This is a genomic window from Bacillus sp. AFS041924, from assembly GCF_002577195.1.
GTDB lineage: Bacteria > Bacillota > Bacilli > Bacillales > Bacillaceae_G > Gottfriedia.
Map to the genome: position 1 here is coordinate 1 of NZ_NULG01000100.1, position 19416 is coordinate 19416.

Consider the following 19416-nt stretch of genomic DNA (forward strand, 5'->3'; position numbering starts at 1 on the left):
AACAGTCGCCTCCGCTTTTCGTTATTATCCTTGAATATTCTTATTCATTTGTTTAATGGCTGATTTTTCTAGTCTGGATACTTGTGCTTGAGAGATTCCGATCTCTTCTGCGACTTCCATTTGTGTTTTTCCTTGGAAAAATCGTTTGCTTATGATCATTTTTTCTCGATCGTTCAGTCTTTTCATTCCTTCACGTAGTGCTAGTTCTTCAACCCATTGCTCGTCCTTATTTTTATCATCACTTAGCTGATCCATTACAAAAATTGGATCTCCGCCATCATTATATATCGGTTCAAATAACGAAACTGGATCTTGAATTGCATCTAATGCGAATACGATTTCTTCATGTGTAACACCTAATACTTCTGCGATTTGAACAGGAGTTGGTTCTTTTGAGTTCTCCGCTAAAAGTCGCTCTCTAACTTGTAATGCTTTATAAGCAATGTCTCTTAATGATCTAGACACTCTTATAGGGTTGTTATCTCTTAAATATCTTCTAATTTCACCAATAATCATCGGTACAGCATACGTCGAAAATTTTACATTTTGGCTTAAATCAAAATTATCAATAGACTTCATAAGGCCTATACACCCTACTTGAAATAAGTCATCCACAAATTCACCGCGATTATTAAAACGCTGAATTACACTAAGTACAAGTCGTAAATTACCATTTACGATTGTTTCTCTTGCGCTTCTGTCACCGCTTTGCATTGCATGAAATAACTTACGCATCTCATCATTCTTTAAAACTGGAAGCTTTGATGTATCTACACCGCATATTTCTACTTTGTTTCGTGTCATGATGTTCCCTCCTACTTGGAGTTGCTGTACTATAGGTAAGTATCTCCTTCAGTGGAAAATTTATGCACGAAAAAAAATATACAAAAATAATAAATTTATGTTTAAAATGACAGATTATGAAATGGTAAGTATAACAAAAAAGAAAATCATTTTATAAATGATTTTAGCAGATATTAAAAGAAAGTTTATAACAAGCTTCCAATAAAAAAAATAAAAGATTGTTGTGCCTCTTATTTCTTAATTTAGGTAGAATTAGCTGATAATTAGGGAAACTATAAAGCCATATAAGGTCATAATATACTTTGTTACTATGTAAAATTATGTTGTTCTAAATATATTTTCAAGTATTGAATTGTTATAGAGAAGTTGATTAGAACGGAAGGGTGCTCGACTCCTATGGGAAATGCGGGAAGGCTAAAGACCCCGCAGGCGTGCCGAGGAGGCTAAAGAATCTCGCTACATGGAAAGCCATCCTGGAGTGGAAATCAACTATTCTTCTTTTATAGAGTATTAATAGTCACCACCATCGCAAAAAAAAACCGATTAGAATTTGAGTCACAACTCAATCTAATCGGTTTTTACTTTAAACCATTTTATTAAACTCTTTTCGAAGTCTTTTAATAATTCGTTTTTCTAATCTGGAAATATATGATTGCGATATCCCAAGCATATCTGCTACATCTTTTTGCGTTTTTTCTTCAGTTCCATCTAGTCCGAATCGTAGTTCCATTATTTGTTTTTCACGATCATTCAGTTGATCTAATGCCTTTGTTAATAAAGATTTATCAACATTGGCTTCTAAGTCCTTCGTTATAATATCGTCTTCTGTTCCTAAAACATCCGAAAGTAATAATTCATTGCCATCCCAATCGATGTTTAGTGGTTCGTCGAATGATACTTCAGATCGGTTTTTATTATTTCGTCGTAAATGCATTAATATTTCATTTTCGATACATCTCGAAGCATAAGTAGCCAATTTAATTTTTTTCTCAGGATTGAAGGTATTAACGGCTTTTATGAGTCCGATTGTACCAATACTGATTAGATCTTCAATATTTATTCCCGTATTCTCGAATTTTCTAGCGATATAAACTACTAATCTTAGATTTCTCTCAATTAATAGTGATCTAGCTCCTAAATCCCCGTTAGGTAATTTCTGTAATAGTTTTTCTTCTTCTTCCCGAGTTAATGGCGGGGGTAATGCTTCACTCCCTCCAATGTAATAAACTTCATCGGCTTTCAAACCAAGCTTTACTAATAACTTATAAAAACCTAACTTTAGTTTTAAGAAAAATCGATTCATTTTCTACCTCCTATGCAATTTCATTAATTGTTCCCTGCATCATTTTTGGATGTAGGATACATTCATATAAATTGTCTGAAGACAAAGTAACATGACTCAATCCAACTAAAACCGAACTCGATGAATACCATTTCCCATTAATTTTCAACTTAACAACAGTAGGTTTTATTGCGACGAGGAATTGATTACTTTGACCAATACTTTTAAAAGGTATATAGGTTCCTTGAAAAAAACTTAAGACATCGAGCGCTTCAGTATTATGTAATGTATTTTCTGAACCCCTAACTAACTTTACAAGCTCAGTAGGTAATCCATAATCACTAGTTGAACAATCTAAAATAATAACTGGCTTTCTAGAAAGCGGCTCATGAAGTGAATTTCCACTATCCATTAACCCTCTAATTTTAATCGAAGTGTTACGCCATATAATTTCCATTTCATACATTTCGTTCAATTTCCATTTTGTAAACGATATCTGGTTGATTGATTTTCTGGCATAAAATAGTACGATTGGTAGCATTCCGATTACAAAATACCAACTTACTGGATCTCCATAAAAGGACGATTTGGTCAAATTGGATTCATTCGTAGCAAATAAATAATGTAAGCCTAAAAGTGCACCACCTAAAATGAATGTTGAAAAATAGAAGATACTAATTAACTGTAAAAAAGTGATAACCCGTTGTCTTCCAAATGCAAAAAATACTATGAAAAACGATAATAATATTTTCATAAAGGGTGAACCAAATACATAAGCATATGGAGTAAACGTCATTAAAACAACGATTGAACCTAATAGTGCCCCTAACAATGACCGCAATATAGATACATTTCTTTTTAGAATTAAGCCTGTCAACTGAATAATCAAGAAGTCCATTAACAAGTTTAATAACCAAACAAGATCGCCATATATCACCAATTTTGTTCGCCATCCTCTATATAGTATTCATTATATGTAAGTATAGGATGAGCACGGTAAGAAGTCTGTCAAAATAAGGGTTCTTCTTTGAAGAGTTTTTCGACAATACCATTACGAGATTTGGTTTGGACAGGTCAGGTTTTTCTATCGAAATCTTTAACCAATTTCCTTTCAACTTTCCATTAACCTGCCCTAAAAAGGAGTGATAATTTGGATAAATGGCTATATAATTCACCTATTTTTGAGTTTGACCAAAATAAACCATTAATAAGGCAACACTCTGCGTGGAAGGGACATGCAAAGTTCGCCTACGATTTAGTTCAATTCATGAAACCGAAAAAAATTGTAGAATTAGGTACTCACTATGGATTTTCTTTTTTCTGTTTTTGTCAAAGTGTGAAAGATCATAAGCTTTCAACTGAATGTTTTGCAGTTGATACTTGGCAGGGGGATTTGCATAGTGGTATGTATAGTAATGAAGTTTTTGATACAGTTTCTGAAGTAATTCAAAATCACTATCAAAAAGAAGCTAAAATGCTACGTTGTCCATTTGACGAAGCAATCCAAAATTTTGAAGAAGATTCGATCGACATTCTTCATATAGACGGTTTTCATACAATTGAAGCCGTGTTACATGATTACACTACTTGGCTTCCAAAAGTAGCGAAAGAAGGTATTGTTTTAATCCATGATACCGAAGTAAAAATTCGAGATTTTGGGGTTTATAAATTTTGGGATGCCATTAAACAACAATATCCCTCTTTTGAATTTACACACTCACATGGTTTAGGTGTTTTATTCCCTAAGGGGTGTAGCGAAAAGTTTAAAAATGTCATAAATGATCAAAAAAATTTAAAAAGTCATTATTCAAAAGAATGAAAAAAAACCAAGATAAGAGGTTAATCTTATCTTGGTTTTTTATTACTTTTATTAACGTCTTTTACGATTACGTAAGAACGCTGGAATATCTAAGTCATCAAGACTAGTAACATTTTTCGTCGTTTCAACAACCGGAACTTCTTCGCGGATTGGTTCGCGTTTAATAGTTGGTTGTGAAGTTTGAGTTGGTTGTGAAATTGATGATGGTCTTGCCATAGGTTTTGGAGTAGGTGGTGCTGTAATAACACCTTCAAATCCAGTCGCAATTACCGTTACGATAATTTCATCCTTTAAGTTTTCATTGATTACAGAACCGAAAATCATATTTACTTCTGCATCACATGCAGTTGATACAATATCCGCTGCTTCTTGAACTTCATATAAACTTAAGTTCGTTCCACCAGTGATATTCATAAGAACACCTTGTGCTCCATTAATTGAAGTTTCTAATAATGGACTTGAAATAGCCTTTTTAGCTGCTTCAGCTGCACGGTTTTCTCCACCAGCAACACCGATACCCATTAATGCAGAACCTTTATTCGACATAATTGTCTTAACATCTGCAAAGTCAAGGTTAATTAATCCCGGAACAGCGATTAAGTCAGAAATACCTTGAACCCCTTGACGAAGTACATTATCTGCTTCGCGGAATGCTTCTAGCATTGGAGTATTACGATCAACGATTTCTAATAATCGGTCATTAGGAATAACAATTAAAGTATCAACGCTTTCCTTCATTGCAGCAATTCCTGTAGCTGCTTGAGTCGAACGCTTTCTACCTTCAAATGTAAATGGACGAGTAACTACACCTACAGTTAATGCACCTAATTCTTTTGCTACTTGTGCAATTACTGGAGCTGCACCTGTTCCTGTACCGCCGCCCATTCCAGCAGTTACGAATACCATGTCCGCTCCTTTAAGAGCTTCTTGTAATTGTTCTCTACTTTCTTCCGCAGCTTTTTTACCAACTTCTGGGTTAGCTCCTGCTCCTAAACCACGAGTAAGTTTGCCGCCGATTTGCATTTTCACTTCAGCTTTTGATAGATTTAGAGCCTGTGCATCAGTATTTACAGCAATAAAATCTACACCTTGTACTCCATGTTCAATCATTCGGTTAACGGCGTTATTTCCTCCGCCACCAACACCAATTACCTTTATCTTCGCTAATGCATCTACATTTGTATCAAAATCTAACATGATTGATCCCCCTACTATTCAAATTCATCACAAAATTAATCCCATAAATATTTAAAAATGCTTTTAACTTTACTCATGACGCGTTCTTCATCCTGCTGTTTTGGTTTTGTATTTGAATTTGTAACAGCTACAGGTTTTCGCTCATTTGATTCGAATGCAATATTAGAGCTAAGTTTTTTTCCACGCATTTTTGATTTATAAAAAGCATACTTGATTAAACCAACGCCAGTGATGTATTGAGGCTCCCTGACACCGATATAGTCTGGTGTTGCAACTCTTACATTATTTTTAAATACTCTTTGAGCTAGATCGATTACCCCAGTCATCGTTACTGTTCCACCAGTTAAAACAAATCCACCAGGTAAATTGCTACCTCTCATTCTTACAAGTTCATTTTGAACCATATGGAAGATTTCTTCTAATCTAGCTTCAATTATGTCTGAAATTTCTTGCTGACTGTATTGCTGATGTTGTTCACTACCCATGATTGGAACACTTAATACTTCTTCAGGTAATGCAGTATCATAAAAAGCATGTCCAAATTTCACTTTAATTTTCTCTGCATCTTCTGTTGAAGTTTTTAGACCAATTGAAATGTCTTTTGTTATATGGTCTCCTCCAACAGGTAGTACTGAAGTTGCCATTAATACGCCTTCTCTAAAAAGAGAAATTGTCGTTGAACCGCCACCGATATCAACAAGTGCTACACCTAAGTTTTTCTCATCCTGCTTTAGTCCTATTGTACTTGCAGCCATTGGTTGTAAGCATATATCTGTTACTTCTAATCCCGCTCTTTCAACACAACGAAGTATATTATGTACCAATGTTCTAGAACCAGTAATTAATGTCCCTTCCATTTCCAATCGTACACCAATCATCCCTCTTGGGTCTTTTACCTCAGAAAGGCCATCTACAATGTATTCATGTGGCACAACATCGATAATTTCTCTTTCCGGTGGGATAGAAATTACTTGGGCCTGATCCATTACTCTTAGAACATCTTCATTGTCAATTTCTTTATTTTCCTTAGAAACTGCTACTACGCCGTTAGTACTAATTAATTGCACTTGATTTGCACTAACCCCTACAATTACTTTGTCAATGTGAATGCCAACCATTCGTTCTGCTTGATCAATTGCTTTTTTGATTGATTTGACTGTATCATCTATATCAACTATTGACCCACGTTTTAAGCCCGAAGATTTAACATTACCTACGCCAATAATGTTAAGTGTGTCGTTAACTAGTTCTCCTATGATTACTTTAATTGTTGAAGTTCCAACGTCAAGACTCACATAGATCTCATTGCTGTTCATGATGGCACCTCCTTTTTTTCTCTATCTATTATAATCGAACATCAATTCATTCTTAAATATCATATATGACATCTATTCAACATTTACGGGATTTTTTCCTCTTTTTTAAATTTGATTTTTCATAATCTTTTTAATTTTTTTCATTATTATCTATTTAACTATTAGTCTACACTAACAATCAAAGATAAAAAAGACTTGAAAGTACTGTTTACTAATGATAAATCTCCTAATTATTATCAGTACTATAAGGAGAAAAGTATGCCCCTACTTCTAAGTGAATGATCCCTTTTTGATTTTTAGGTATTGACTTTAAAATTAATGGGTAATTTGACATTTTATTTGAGAATTTTCGAATCGTCGTCCTTACCTCATACCCTTCATTTGTAAAAACCGTTATTAACAAAGGATCATCCTCACTTGGAGTATAATCAATTTCAGAAATTGAATTAAATATGCTTTGTGGCATTTTTTTCAATTCTGCAGCCATTTCCTGCAACTCATCGCCTTGTTTCCAATCAATCATTTCTGGAGCAGTTGTATTTCCTAGTGAATCTTTTACTAGTACGCCACTTTCTAACAATAAATACGTTTTCCCACCAAATATTCCTTGTCCAACAGGATGAAATTCTTTTAGTTCGATTTCTACTTTATTAGGAAATCTTCTATGTACGGTGGCAGTTTGAATTGTGTTACGACTTTCAAGCCTTTCTTCTACCTTTTTTGACCTAATCGTTAAAAAGTTATCATCAACGTTTAAATCGGCTAATTTTTGAATTTCTTTATCAGAATACAAATGATTTCCTTTAATTACTAAATTAATTTGTGAACCGATTGATGTTTGGAAATATAGTACACATAAAAGCAAAGAAAAAAACACAAGAATTGTCACAAGCAATCGTATATTTGATTTTTTACGCTTTTTATTACGTAAAACAGGTACACGGTCTTCTAAACTAATAATCTTATTTTCCTGCATAATTATGCCTCCATTATCAATGTTCAACTAATAATACCTTTTTAATTTACGTTGCTTAGAAGTAATTTAAGAATAATAAAAAATAGAACAGCAAATGAATGCCATTCTATCTTGGTCATCATATGCTAATGTAAATTATAGCATATAATTTGGTTAGGTTAGAAGAAACTTACATTTTTTTCCCAACTATTTCTACTTCTGTTTCAAGTTGCACGTTAAATTTTTCTAATATAGTTTTCTTGATAAATGCTATTAAGTCCAGAACATCTTTTGAAGTGGCATTTCCAGCATTAACAATAAAATTACCATGCATTTCAGAAACTTTAGCACCACCAATTTGATACCCTTTTAAATCTGCACGCTCTATTAAATTACCGGCATACTGTGGTAATGGATTACGGAAAATACTTCCTGCACATGGATAATTCCAAGGTTGTGTTTCTCTTCGATAATCTTTGTTTTTTTGCATTAACGCAGTTGAAGCTTCTTTTGAACCTTCTTGTAATTGAAGTTCTGCTTCTAGAACAAATCCTTTGCGTTTATGTTGTAAAACTGAAGTACGATAAGAGAACTCTAATTCTTCATTTGATAACCATTCCATCGTTCCATCTGGAAATAGTACATGTGCCCTAGAAGTTATTTTTGAAAAATCCGATTGATGAGCACCAGCATTCATATAAACGCCGCCACCAACACTACCTGGTATTCCACTTGCAAACTCTAAACCAGATAAACCTTTTCTGCTTAATTGAGTTGCTAATCGAATAACTGAATAGCCAGCACCTACAATTACTTTCGTACCTTCTACTTCGATATGATCTAAACAATCACTAATTTTAATGACGACACCTTCAATACCTTGATCCGATACAAGTAAATTTGACCCTCTTCCGATTACAGTCACATTTACTCCAAGTTTATTTGCAAGGTTAATAATCTCTTTAATTTCATTAACTGTTTTAGGAATGACCAAATATTCAGCTGGTCCCCCAATTTTCATTGTCGTATGGTTTGCTAAAGGCTCATTTATTAGAAGACTCGAGTCATTTAATATTTCCTTTAATTTTGTTTCAAACATCGATATATTTCCCCCTTTAGCTTATAGAATCCTCTGATACATTTTTATTTTTTTTCGAACTTGTTCGTGCAAGTTCTACTTACTTAATTTCTTCTATTAATTTTACTAGTTTATTTGCAGCATCTGGTACACCCATTTTTAATGATGCATTTTTCATCTCTTCAAGTTTAATAGGATTTAGTAATACTTTTTCAATTTCATTTACTAAATATTCACCATTAAAGTTTTTTTCTAATATAACAATTGCCGCACCGTTTTTCTCGAGTGATCTAGCATTAACTTCTTGATGATTATTTGTTACATATGGACTTGGTATTAAAATACTAGGTTTTCCTAAGGCTGTTAATTCAGCTAAAGTAGTTGCACCTGCTCTTGAAACGACTAAATCCACTTCTCTTAATATTTCAGGCATATTATGTAAAAATGGCTTAACAACAACGTTTTCTGGGTTTCCTACTTTATTTACTTCCTGGGTTACTGAATCGTAATGTACTTCTCCTGTTACATAAATCATTTGGTAATCTTTATTACCTAATTGATTGACACTTTTAAGAAACGCTTGATGAATTGGTCGAGCTCCCCTTGATCCACCAACAATTAATACAGTACGTTTATCAGGTTTTAAACCTATTGATTCTAATACTGTAGGATTTGGTTTTCCAATTACTTCAGAAGCTCTTGGATTACCAGTAAATACTACCTTTTCTTTATTAAAATATTCAGCAACCTCTTCAAAACAAATTGCAACTTTTGATACATAGCGATTTAAAAATTTATTGGTTAATCCGGGTATACTGTTTTGCTCATGGATAACTGTTGGGATTCCTAATTTTGCTGCTGCATAAACGACAGGTCCACAAACATATCCACCAGTTCCAACTACTACATCTGGCTTAAATTCACGGATTATTTTCTTACTATCAGATACACCCTTAAGGAATCGATAGACAGTTTTAAAATTCTCTAATGATAAGCTTCTTTTGAACCCTGTAATAACAATAGATTTAAAAGGTATGTTTTCTTTTGATACAATTCCTTTTTCTAATCCATTTTCTGTACCAACATATAAGCATTCTACATTGGAATCTTGTTTTTTTAACTCTTTAATTAGCGCAAGTGCTGGATAAATATGTCCACCAGTACCCCCACCACTAACTAAAATTTTCATAAAGATCCTCCTAAATTACAAAACATAAATAACTTCAAACAGTTTAAGTAGTTATTATACCAATTTTATCACTATCATTCTAACTGTTTTTTCCCTAAAAATAAAGAAACTCGCGATGCAATGGCTTAAAATCGCTGGTAAATATAGTAACGTGGTTATGAATGGACTATAGACTCAGCTGAAAAAGTAAAATAACAACCTGTTTTAGTCATATATCAACGAGTAATCACTCTATATCAACGAGAATTATTGTTATATCAACGGAGTTCACAGCTTTATCAATATAGTTCACTTCGTGTTCGTGTTTTTCAATAATCTATTTAACAACTCACTTTTATATAAAAATGGACATACATTTTTGCCGCTCTCCTAAATAAAAAGAGGTTGTCTCANNTTATGAGACAACCTCTTTTTTCAATTTGAGTCGGTTATTTTATGAGCGAGCATGTCTACTAATATTTAATAATACACCAACAGCTAAAAGCATTAACGTTAGTGATGAGCCACCGTAGCTTAAGAATGGCAATGTAATTCCTGTAACAGGCATTAAGCCTATTACTACGCCTATATTAATCATTACTTGTATTGCGATCATAGAGACAATTCCTACTGCTAAAAAAGTACCGAATAAGTCTGGGGCACTTAAGGCAATTCGGATTCCTCTCCATAGCAATAAAGAGAATAATAAAATGACAAAAGAACCGCCAATAAATCCTAGCTCTTCTGATAGAATTGCAAAAATAAAATCAGTTTGTGGTTCAGGCAAATACATAAACTTTTGTCTACTTTGTCCTAATCCTAAACCAAACAAGCCACCTGGACCAATTGCATAAAGTGATTGAATAATTTGGAATCCAGTTCCTAATGGATCAGACCATGGATCTAAAAATGAAGTAATCCTTTTTATTCGATATGGAGCAGAGGCAATCAAGCCAACAAATCCAGCCACCCCAACGATACCTAGCCCCATAAAATGAGCAATTCTTGCCCCAGCTACGAATATAATAATTACACAAGTACCAACCATTACAGTACCTGTTCCTAAATCTGGTTGAATCATAATTAAACCAAATGCAAGAAACACAAGTCCTAATGTCGGTACTAATCCTTTTTTAAATGACGTTATATTTTTCTGATTATCTGCTAAATATTTTGATAGAAATACCATCATTCCAAGTTTCATAAACTCAGAGGGCTGTATCGAGAAAGCACCGATCCCAATCCAACTTCGTGCTCCACCTCGTACTAACCCAATTCCAGGAATAAGTACAAGCACCAACAAGATAAAACAAGCAATTAATATTTTTTTTGCATGTGTTCTGAAAAGCCAGTAGTCGATATTTGAAACGATAAACATCCCAACTACTCCAACACTAGCAAATAATAATTGCCGCTTAGCAAAAAAGAACGAATCATGAAACTTATATGATGCCCATATTGCACTAGCACTGTAAACCATAATCATACCGACTGTTAATAATGATAGCGTTACGAGAACAAGAATCATGTCTGGACTATTATTTTTCTTTGTTGGCACTTAAATACACCTCAACTTTTGAATTAAACAAGCCTTACATTAGCTTATGCACTGCTTGTATAAATTTATTACCACGATCTTCAAAAGTCTTAAATTGATCCCAGCTTGCACATGCAGGTGACAATAATATAATATCTCCAACTTCTGAATGAGCGAATGCTTCATTTACAGCATCTTCAACATTATCTACCGATTTTACTGCTTTCATTCCTGCTTTTTCTGCTGAATCAATTAATTTTTCTGCTGTTTGACCATAAGTGACCATTTTTTTGACGTTTTTAAAATAAGGAATTAAATCGTCAAAGCTATTTCCTCGATCTAACCCACCAGCTATTAAAATTACCGGCTTTTGAAATGAAGAAATTGCCTTTTGTGTTGCTAAAATATTTGTTGCTTTTGAGTCATTATAAAACTTTCTTTTATTTATTTCTGTTACAAATTGAAGTCGGTGCTCAACACCAGTGAAAGTTGTTAATACCTTTTCAATCGCATTATTTTCAACATCAAGAAGTTTTGTAATTGCGATAGCAGCTAATATATTTTCTAAATTATGTTTACCTGGTAAGACAATCTTTTCAACTTCAATTACTTTTTCATTTTTAAAATAAATACAGCCATTTTGAACATAAGCACCATCTTGAACAATTTTAGTTGATGAGAACGGAATTATTTTTGCTCTTATTTGAGATGCCATCGCCATTACATTTTCATCATCAAAATTAACTACTGCAAAATCATTTTCAGTTTGGTTTTTAAATATATTGGCTTTTGCCTTGATATACTCATCTTTTGTACCATGGTAATCTAAATGAGCTTCAAAAATATTTGTGATTAATGAAATTTTTGGGCGGAACGCTTCAATCCCCATTAATTGAAATGAAGATAGCTCAGTTACAATAATATTTTCTTTTGTCGCATTTTCAGCCACTTCACATGCAACTGTCCCAATGTTTCCCGCAACTAGTGGATTTTTATTACCTTCTTGTAACATGTTTAATGCTAATGTAGTTGTTGTCGTTTTCCCATTCGAGCCAGTAATACCTATAAAAGGTGCTTCACTTACTAAATAAGCAAGCTCTATTTCTGTATAGATCGGTATATTACGTTTCATAGCCTCTAATAATAAAGGATTTGTATAAGGAATACCTGGATTTTTAACGATACAAAACGGTTGAACATCTAGTAAAGATATTGGATGTTCACCACAAACTACGTTAAAGCCTTCATTTTTTAGCTTTTGTGCAATTTCATTTTGTTCAAATGGAGTTCGGTCATTTACAGTAACCGTCGCACCTAATTTTTTTAATAAAATGCTCGCAGCATAACCGCTTTTTGCCATTCCTAATACTAATACGTTTTTATTTTGAAAATTCGTTACGTTTTTCAATTACATCCACACCTCAATATAGATTCCTATTAATGCAAAAAGCAATCCTACAAACCAAAATGTTACAACTACACGCCATTCTGACCATCCAGAAAGTTCATAATGATGGTGCAATGGACTCATTTTAAATACTCGTTTACCTGTTGCTTTAAAAGAAACAACTTGAATCATTACTGAAAGTGTTTCAATGACAAAAATACCTCCAATAATAACAAGTAAAATTTCTAAATTTGTAACAATTGCGACTGCCGCTAATGCCCCACCTAATGCTAATGAACCTGTATCCCCCATAAAAACCTTTGCAGGGTGTGCATTAAATACTAAGAAACCTAGTACAGCTCCTACAACTGCGATTGAAAATATTGCAACATCAAGTTGGTGTTGATTGTAAGCAAGGACTGCATATGCACCAAATGCGATTGCAGCTGTCCCCGACACAAGACCGTCTAATCCATCTGTTAAATTTACAGCGTTTGAAGTACCAACTAGCATAAAGATAATTAATAATACATAAATAAAGCCTAAATCAAATGAATAATCCGTCCCTGGAATAGAAATAGATGTAGAGACTCCCATTGCACGGATTGCGAAAAATACAATGATTGATACAATTACTTGGCAAATGAATTTTTGTTTAGAAGTTAATCCTAGATTTCTTTTTTTAACAACCTTGATATAGTCATCTAAAAATCCGATTACTCCAAAACAGATTGTGACAAATAATAATACATATGTACGAGTTGATAAAACATCAAAATACATAGATATAAAAAGTGCAGATAAACTTAAAGCAATTAATATGATAATCCCACCCATTGTTGGGGTTCCTGATTTCTTTTTATGAGATTGTGGACCTTCGTCTCGGATACTCTGTCCAAATTTAAGTTTTCTTAAGTACGGTATAAAAATAGGCGATAAAATGACTGCAATGATAAATGCTGTAATCATAGCAACTAAAATTGATGTTTCTAGCATTATTCGCCCTCCTTTCTAAAGTTGTCTTTGTTGTTTACTTAATAGTTTAATTCTTTTATAAGGAATTATGAAAGCAATTTTTCACATTACAAAGAAGAGGATATTATCCTCTTCTTTGTAAAATTGCTTCTTTAGCTTCTTCTACATCATCAAAATGTGAAACATTCGTTCCAATAATTTGATATGTTTCATGACCTTTACCTGCAATAACAATAATATCATGTTTTTTTGCATTTTGAATCGCAAATGTGATAGCTTTTTTACGATCTTCTATTACCGTTATATTATTATGCACTAATCCACGTTTCATGTCTTCTAAAATCAAACTTGGATCTTCAGTTCTAGGATTATCGGATGTAAAGATAGCATATGTTGAAAGATCTGCTGCAATTTTCCCCATTAGAGGTCGCTTTGTTCGATCACGATCGCCACCACAACCTACAACAGTATAGATATCATTTTTTGCAAATTGTTTTACTGTATTTAATACATTTTCTAAACTATCTGGTGTATGAGCGTAATCTACAATAACTGTAAAATCTTGACCTGCGTTAACTGCTTGAAAACGTCCTGGTACGCCTTCAATTGTTGAGACAGCGTCTAAGATTGTTTCGATCTCGATGTTTAATGCAATTCCTGCACCAATTGCTGCTAACACGTTATATACATTAAACGTACCAATTAAATTCATTTCCACAACATATTGTTTATTTAAAAAGTGTAGAGTAAATCTAGTTCCAGCATTCGTTAACTCAATTGTATCAGCAAACAAATCAGCTTCTTTACTTAAGCCATATGTTATTAAATTTGCTTGCGTAAACTTCATATATTCATTGGAAGCAGGATCATCATTATTTAGGATTGCAAACTTTGTTTTTTGTGACGAGAAGCTGTTTCCTAATTGAGAGAATAATAAGCCTTTAGCTTTTTTATATTCTTCCATTGTTCCATGATAGTCTAAGTGATCTTGTGATAGATTTGTAAAAACTGCGATATCATATTCACATCCATGAACTCGGCCTAAATGCAATGCATGTGATGAAACTTCCATTACGGCAGTATCAACATTTGCTTCTACCATTTTGGCAAACATAGATTGTAAAGTTAAACTATCTGGAGTTGTGTTTTTTGTTTCAAAAACTTCTTCTCCTATTTTCATGCCAATCGTGCCAATGACTCCCGTTTTTTTCTTATTATTTTTTACAATTTCTTCAATTATATATGAAGTAGTAGTTTTACCATTCGTACCTGTAATACCAACCAAATTTAGTTTACTTGTTGGATTATCGTAAAAACTGTTACCAACTACAGCCATCGAACGATTTGTATCTTTCACATAAGCTACAGGGATATTCGATTCGATTGGTTTTTGTGCAAGTATTGCAACTGCACCTTTTTCAATCGCTTGATTAACGTATTGATGTCCATCAACTGTATACCCTTCAATACAGATGAATAAATAACCTGGCTTAACATTTCTTGAATCCATTTCAACTCCAGTGATTTCCGGATTTTCAGATGGAAGACTTACTAAAGGTTTTAATTTTGACAGTAAAGTATGAAGTTTCATAGTAATTCCTTTCATTTTAACTAAATCATTTTTTATCTTTAGATTTAGATTTAGTTTCTTCTTTCGTTCCTAAATAAATTCTAATTTTAGAGCCTTCTTTTAGTTTTACACCTGCTTTTGGTGCTTGGTCAATAACAATATTTCCACTTCCACTATATTCAATAGTAAAAGTATCTAGCAAAGGTTGCAAATCTTTTTTCTCTAAACCAATTAATTTTGGCACTTCATACGTTGGTGTATCACCGTATACAAATTTTTTCTCAAGCTGATTTTTTCTTGGTGGAACACCTAAAACTTGCATACTATCACGAATAATATTCCCTACAATTGGAGCAGCTACAAGTCCCCCGAACTGAACTGTACCTTTAGGATTATCAACTGCAATATAAACAACTATTTGCGGATCGTCAGCTGGAGCAAATCCAACAAATGAAACGATAAAGCTATTATCATCGTAATGTCCATCCTTTACTTTTTGAGCCGTACCAGTTTTCCCTCCAACTCGGTAACCTTCCACATACGCATTTCTACCTGTTCCTTGTGCTACAACACTTTCTAGTGCTAATCTAACCTTTTTAGACGTTTCAGGAGTAATGACTCTTCTTTTCGAAACAGGTGTTTTTCGGCTCACCACTTCATTTGTAACCGGATCAACAAATTCCTTGGCGATATATGGCTGATATAAAATTCCTCCATTAATAGCTGCCGAAACTGCCGCAACTTGTTGAATTGGTGTAACAGATACACCTTGACCGAAAGCAGTAGTTGCTGCTTCAACTGGACCAACTCGATCCATACTGAATAAAATCCCTGATCCTTCACCTTGTAAATCAATTCCTGTTTTTTGCCCGAAACCAAAATTACGAATATATTTAAATAAACGATCTTCTCCTAATCGATTACCTAATTCTACAAATCCTGGGTTACAAGAATTTTGAACTACCTCAAGGAAAGTTTGAGAGCCATGTCCCCCTCTTTTATGACAACGTAAACGAGCTCCAGCTACTTCAGCAGCTCCATCATCATAAAAATGTTCTTTATTCAAATCTACTAAGCCCTCATTTAATGCCGCTGCAAGTGTAATAATCTTAAATGTAGAACCCGGTTCATAGTTCGACCAAACAGGTAAATTCCGATTATACACTTCAGGTGGTACATTTTTAAAATTCGTAGGATTGAAGCTTGGACGACTACTCATGGCAAGTATTTCACCAGTATTCGGGTTCATCGCAATCCCAATCATTGAATCTGGGTTATATTGAGCCGTTGCATTATTCATTTCTCTTTCAAGAATAGTTTGAATACGCGAATCTACAGTTAATTTTAAATTTAATCCATTAATTGGTGGTATATAGTCATCTGCAATATTTGGCATTCTATGTCCTTTGGCGTCGGAATAAAATTGTACACTTCCTTTTTCACCACTTAATTGTTTATCGTAATAAAGTTCTAAACCGTTTAACCCTTGATTATCGATTCCTGCAAATCCTAAAACATGAGAAAGATAGTCACCAAATGGATAATATCTCTTGGAATCCTCTGCTATGTATACACCAGCTATGTTTAGATCTCGAATTTGTTTAGCTTTCTCATTAGTAATTTTTATACCTTCTGTGCGAATGTGTTCCATACTAGATCTTTTCGTTAATATCTTATAAAGTTTTACTTCGGAGATTTTTAAAATTGGGGCAAGTTTTTCAGTCGCTTCCTTAGGATCTTTTATTTGTCTAGGAACGACTAATACAGATGGAGCACTTTTATTAGTAGCAAGAGCAACACCATTTCGATCTAAAATTTCACCACGCTTTGGCTCAAAAGGAATATCTCGACTCCACGAATTTTTTGCTCGTTTAGTTAAAAGATCCCCCATAGCAAATTGTACATAACCAAGCCTTGTTGCAATAACCGTAAATATTAGCAAACCACAAATGAATACAACAAACAATCGTTTTCGAACTGTTACATTAGATACTCGCATGGAAACGAACACTCCTCTACATTATGTTCGTTTCAATATATGCTTGTACCAATTACAATAGACCTTCTAGCTATTGATTGTCCTAGAACGGCCTATTGTAATTTTTTATTTAATTGAATGTTATTTCCACTTTTTTACTCTTGCACATCAACTTTTACATCTTTTTCTTCATCGACAGATCCATTAGGTTTATTTAATTCAATGGTTAAATAATCATTGTCTCGTAGCTCTGAATCTTCTTTAATACTCTGACTCGTTACATAACCAGAGCCATTCGAAGAGATTTTTAGCTTAAATAATTTACCTAACCGATTAACATCCGCCTTTGACCATCCAATAATTGACGGCATCGTATTTGTACCATCTGTTTTAATATAAATTTTAGTACCTCTTACAACCTGCGTTTTTGACTTAATGGATTGACCAGTAACTTCTAACCCATTACCTAATAATACAGGTTTTAAGCCTTCGGAAGTAGCTAATGATTTTGCTTCATCTAATGTTAAACCTTTTAAATCAGGAATCTCTATACTTTCTTTATCAATTAATTTATCAACTTTCGCTTTTTCAATCGGTTCAACCTTCATATATTCTAATGCGCCCTTTGTTACTGTTCTAAATATTTCAGATACACCATCCGAACCTAGTTCAGTTGCTTCAAGCTTAGGACGAAGCATAGCTACATATACGACTAATTTCGGATCATCAGCTGGTGCCATACCAATAAATGAAAATAAGTTTTGGCCATGTCCTTTAATATATTTCCCGTTTTCGTCAACAACTTGGGCTGTCCCGGTTTTACCTGCTACAGAATACCCTTCAATTGCATAGTTATGTCCAGTACCGTGTGACGCTGTAACGACTGTTTCTAGTAGCGCTCTTTCTTTTTTTGCAGTTTCTTCCGTAATTGGATTACCAACTACTTGAGATTTATAATCTGTTATGACTTTATTCGTATCATGATCAACGATTTTATCGACTATATATGGCTTCATCATTTTTCCATCATTGGCAATTGCACTAGCAGCTTGAATTATTTGTACTGCTGTAACTGTAGAACCTTGACCAAATGCAGTCGTTGTTTTTTCAAGAGGGTAGTTATAGACTAATTTCCCACTTGACTCGCCAGGTAGATTAATATTTGTTTTCTTCGTAAAACCAAAGTTCTTATAATATTGTAAAAAGCGATCTGCACCTATTTTTTCATTTAAAAGGATCGAAATACCTACGTTAGAAGACCTTTGAATACCTTCATCAAAAGTTATTGAACCCCATCCATTTCGATTTACGTCATGGACAGTACCGCCTCCTGGTACTTTATATCGTCCAGATTGGAAGTATTCATTTCCATTATAAACACCTTCATTCATTGCAGCACCTAAAGTGAATATTTTCATTGTGGAACCTGCTTCAAAAGCATATGAAACCGGGTCATTCGTATAGTTTGTAATGTCGTGAAGATTCGGATTAAAGCTAGGTCGATTACTCATTGCAACGATTTTACCTGTTTTTGGATCTGAAACGATGGCCATAATCTTTTCAGGCTCATATTTTTTATCAACTTTCGTCATTGCATCCTCTAGTAAACTTTGAATCTTTGTATCTATTGTTAAATACACATCATTACCATTGTGCGGGGGAACAACCTTCTCATTAGCATATGGTAAAATATTTCCTTTTCGATCGCGTAAAAAGCTTCTTTTTCCATCCTTTTCAGTTAACTCTTTATTCAATGATTTTTCTAATCCCATTTCCCCTATTAAGTCACCATTATCATTTACATTCGTGTAACCTAATATATGAGATGCAAAAACACCATTTGGATAGTAACGTTGCTGTGATGGAGTAAAAACAATACCAGGTAGTTTTAATTTCTCAATTTCTTCTTTTGTGCTTTGAGAAATATTTCTTCCACCTGGTCCTAATTCAACTTGATATTTGGGCTTACCTAATTTTGCTAATAAATCCGATTCATCGATATCTAAAATTGAAGATAATTCTCTTGCTGTTTTTTCTTTTTCTACAACATGCCTTTTCACTTTAGAGTTTTTTGATGCACTTGGATCTAAAACTGCCGACACAGTGTAGGATGTCACTTCTTCTGCAAGTGGAACACCATGCGAATCATAAACGGTTCCCCTTTTTGCAGGAATTTTTTGAGATGTATTATAATTTTCATCTGCATAAACTTTTAAATTTTCCCCTTCAACTGTGTCTGATAATTGAATATAGGAAAGTCTAGCTACAAGCGATATAAAAAGGAGAAAAGTCAATAGAAAAAACCAACGAATACCAAAGTTAGTGTATTTATTCTTTTTCTTACTCATAT

General features: G+C 33.7%; 15 protein-coding genes. 1 reads left to right on the forward strand and 14 read right to left on the reverse strand.

Annotated elements, in window-relative coordinates:
* Positions 1–24: 24 nt before the first annotated feature.
* From sigG to spoIIGA, 3 genes are all read right to left on the reverse strand, one after another.
* Positions 25–804, reverse strand: a complete 780-nt coding sequence (gene sigG / locus COC46_RS17410; RefSeq protein WP_056471070.1) for an RNA polymerase sporulation sigma factor SigG — start codon at positions 802–804, stop codon at positions 25–27.
* Positions 805–1387: 583 nt separating this feature from the next.
* Positions 1388–2107: an RNA polymerase sporulation sigma factor SigE gene (gene sigE / locus COC46_RS17415; protein ID WP_088013032.1), complete on the reverse strand. Its 720-nt coding sequence runs from the start codon at positions 2105–2107 to the stop codon at positions 1388–1390.
* Between the two features lie 10 nt (positions 2108–2117).
* On the reverse strand, positions 2118–3023 hold the full coding sequence (gene spoIIGA, locus COC46_RS17420) for a sigma-E processing peptidase SpoIIGA (RefSeq protein ID WP_255294954.1): 906 nt from the start codon (positions 3021–3023) through the stop codon (positions 2118–2120).
* 213 nt (positions 3024–3236) lie between these two features.
* On the opposite strand from spoIIGA, the gene COC46_RS17425 reads away from it, so the two are divergent.
* Positions 3237–3905: a class I SAM-dependent methyltransferase gene (locus COC46_RS17425; protein ID WP_098811191.1), complete on the forward strand. Its 669-nt coding sequence runs from the start codon at positions 3237–3239 to the stop codon at positions 3903–3905.
* Between the two features lie 51 nt (positions 3906–3956).
* On the opposite strand, the gene ftsZ is transcribed toward COC46_RS17425, so the two are convergent.
* From ftsZ to COC46_RS17480, 11 genes are all read right to left on the reverse strand, one after another.
* Positions 3957–5102 carry a cell division protein FtsZ gene (gene ftsZ / locus COC46_RS17430; RefSeq protein WP_098811192.1) on the reverse strand — a complete coding sequence of 382 codons (1146 nt, stop codon included), beginning with the start codon at positions 5100–5102 and terminating at the stop codon, positions 3957–3959.
* A gap of 35 nt (positions 5103–5137) precedes the next feature.
* Positions 5138–6418 (reverse strand): cell division protein FtsA, encoded by a 1281-nt coding sequence (gene ftsA / locus COC46_RS17435; protein ID WP_098811193.1) that lies wholly within the window; start codon positions 6416–6418, stop codon positions 5138–5140.
* A 226-nt stretch (positions 6419–6644) separates the two neighbouring features.
* Entirely contained in the window at positions 6645–7394 is a 750-nt protein-coding gene (locus COC46_RS17440) for a cell division protein FtsQ/DivIB (protein WP_098811194.1), read from the reverse strand.
* Positions 7395–7563: 169 nt separating this feature from the next.
* On the reverse strand, positions 7564–8472 hold the full coding sequence (gene murB, locus COC46_RS17445; RefSeq protein ID WP_098811195.1) for a UDP-N-acetylmuramate dehydrogenase: 909 nt from the start codon (positions 8470–8472) through the stop codon (positions 7564–7566).
* Between the two features lie 79 nt (positions 8473–8551).
* Positions 8552–9640: an undecaprenyldiphospho-muramoylpentapeptide beta-N-acetylglucosaminyltransferase gene (murG, locus tag COC46_RS17450; RefSeq protein WP_098811196.1), complete on the reverse strand. Its 1089-nt coding sequence runs from the start codon at positions 9638–9640 to the stop codon at positions 8552–8554.
* Positions 9641–10073: 433 nt separating this feature from the next.
* Positions 10074–11147, reverse strand: a complete 1074-nt coding sequence (gene spoVE / locus COC46_RS17455) for a stage V sporulation protein E (RefSeq protein WP_098811228.1) — start codon at positions 11145–11147, stop codon at positions 10074–10076.
* Positions 11148–11211: 64 nt separating this feature from the next.
* Positions 11212–12564, reverse strand: a complete 1353-nt coding sequence (gene murD / locus COC46_RS17460) for a UDP-N-acetylmuramoyl-L-alanine--D-glutamate ligase (protein WP_098811197.1) — start codon at positions 12562–12564, stop codon at positions 11212–11214.
* Positions 12565–13539 (reverse strand): phospho-N-acetylmuramoyl-pentapeptide-transferase, encoded by a 975-nt coding sequence (mraY, locus tag COC46_RS17465; RefSeq protein WP_098811198.1) that lies wholly within the window; start codon positions 13537–13539, stop codon positions 12565–12567.
* A 103-nt stretch (positions 13540–13642) separates the two neighbouring features.
* Entirely contained in the window at positions 13643–15109 is a 1467-nt protein-coding gene (locus COC46_RS17470; protein ID WP_098811199.1) for a UDP-N-acetylmuramoyl-L-alanyl-D-glutamate--2,6-diaminopimelate ligase, read from the reverse strand.
* A gap of 25 nt (positions 15110–15134) precedes the next feature.
* Positions 15135–17087 (reverse strand): stage V sporulation protein D, encoded by a 1953-nt coding sequence (locus COC46_RS17475; protein WP_098811200.1) that lies wholly within the window; start codon positions 17085–17087, stop codon positions 15135–15137.
* Between the two features lie 134 nt (positions 17088–17221).
* Positions 17222–19414, reverse strand: coding sequence for a penicillin-binding protein (locus COC46_RS17480; protein WP_098811201.1), 2193 nt, complete (start codon positions 19412–19414; stop codon positions 17222–17224).
* Positions 19415–19416: the final 2 nt, after the last annotated feature.

Coding starts and splice junctions, on each gene's coding strand:
- sigE (WP_088013032.1), bottom strand. CDS start 2,107: ATGAATCGATTTTTCTTAAAACTAAAGTTAGGTTTTTATAAGTTATTA.
- COC46_RS17440 (WP_098811194.1), bottom strand. CDS start 7,394: ATGCAGGAAAATAAGATTATTAGTTTAGAAGACCGTGTACCTGTTTTA.
- mraY (WP_098811198.1), bottom strand. CDS start 13,539: ATGCTAGAAACATCAATTTTAGTTGCTATGATTACAGCATTTATCATT.
- COC46_RS17475 (WP_098811200.1), bottom strand. CDS start 17,087: ATGCGAGTATCTAATGTAACAGTTCGAAAACGATTGTTTGTTGTATTC.
- COC46_RS17470 (WP_098811199.1), bottom strand. CDS start 15,109: ATGAAACTTCATACTTTACTGTCAAAATTAAAACCTTTAGTAAGTCTT.
- ftsA (WP_098811193.1), bottom strand. CDS start 6,418: ATGAACAGCAATGAGATCTATGTGAGTCTTGACGTTGGAACTTCAACA.
- sigG (WP_056471070.1), bottom strand. CDS start 804: ATGACACGAAACAAAGTAGAAATATGCGGTGTAGATACATCAAAGCTT.
- murG (WP_098811196.1), bottom strand. CDS start 9,640: ATGAAAATTTTAGTTAGTGGTGGGGGTACTGGTGGACATATTTATCCA.
- COC46_RS17480 (WP_098811201.1), bottom strand. CDS start 19,414: ATGAGTAAGAAAAAGAATAAATACACTAACTTTGGTATTCGTTGGTTT.
- spoVE (WP_098811228.1), bottom strand. CDS start 11,147: ATGATTCTTGTTCTCGTAACGCTATCATTATTAACAGTCGGTATGATT.
- ftsZ (WP_098811192.1), bottom strand. CDS start 5,102: ATGTTAGATTTTGATACAAATGTAGATGCATTAGCGAAGATAAAGGTA.
- murB (WP_098811195.1), bottom strand. CDS start 8,472: ATGTTTGAAACAAAATTAAAGGAAATATTAAATGACTCGAGTCTTCTA.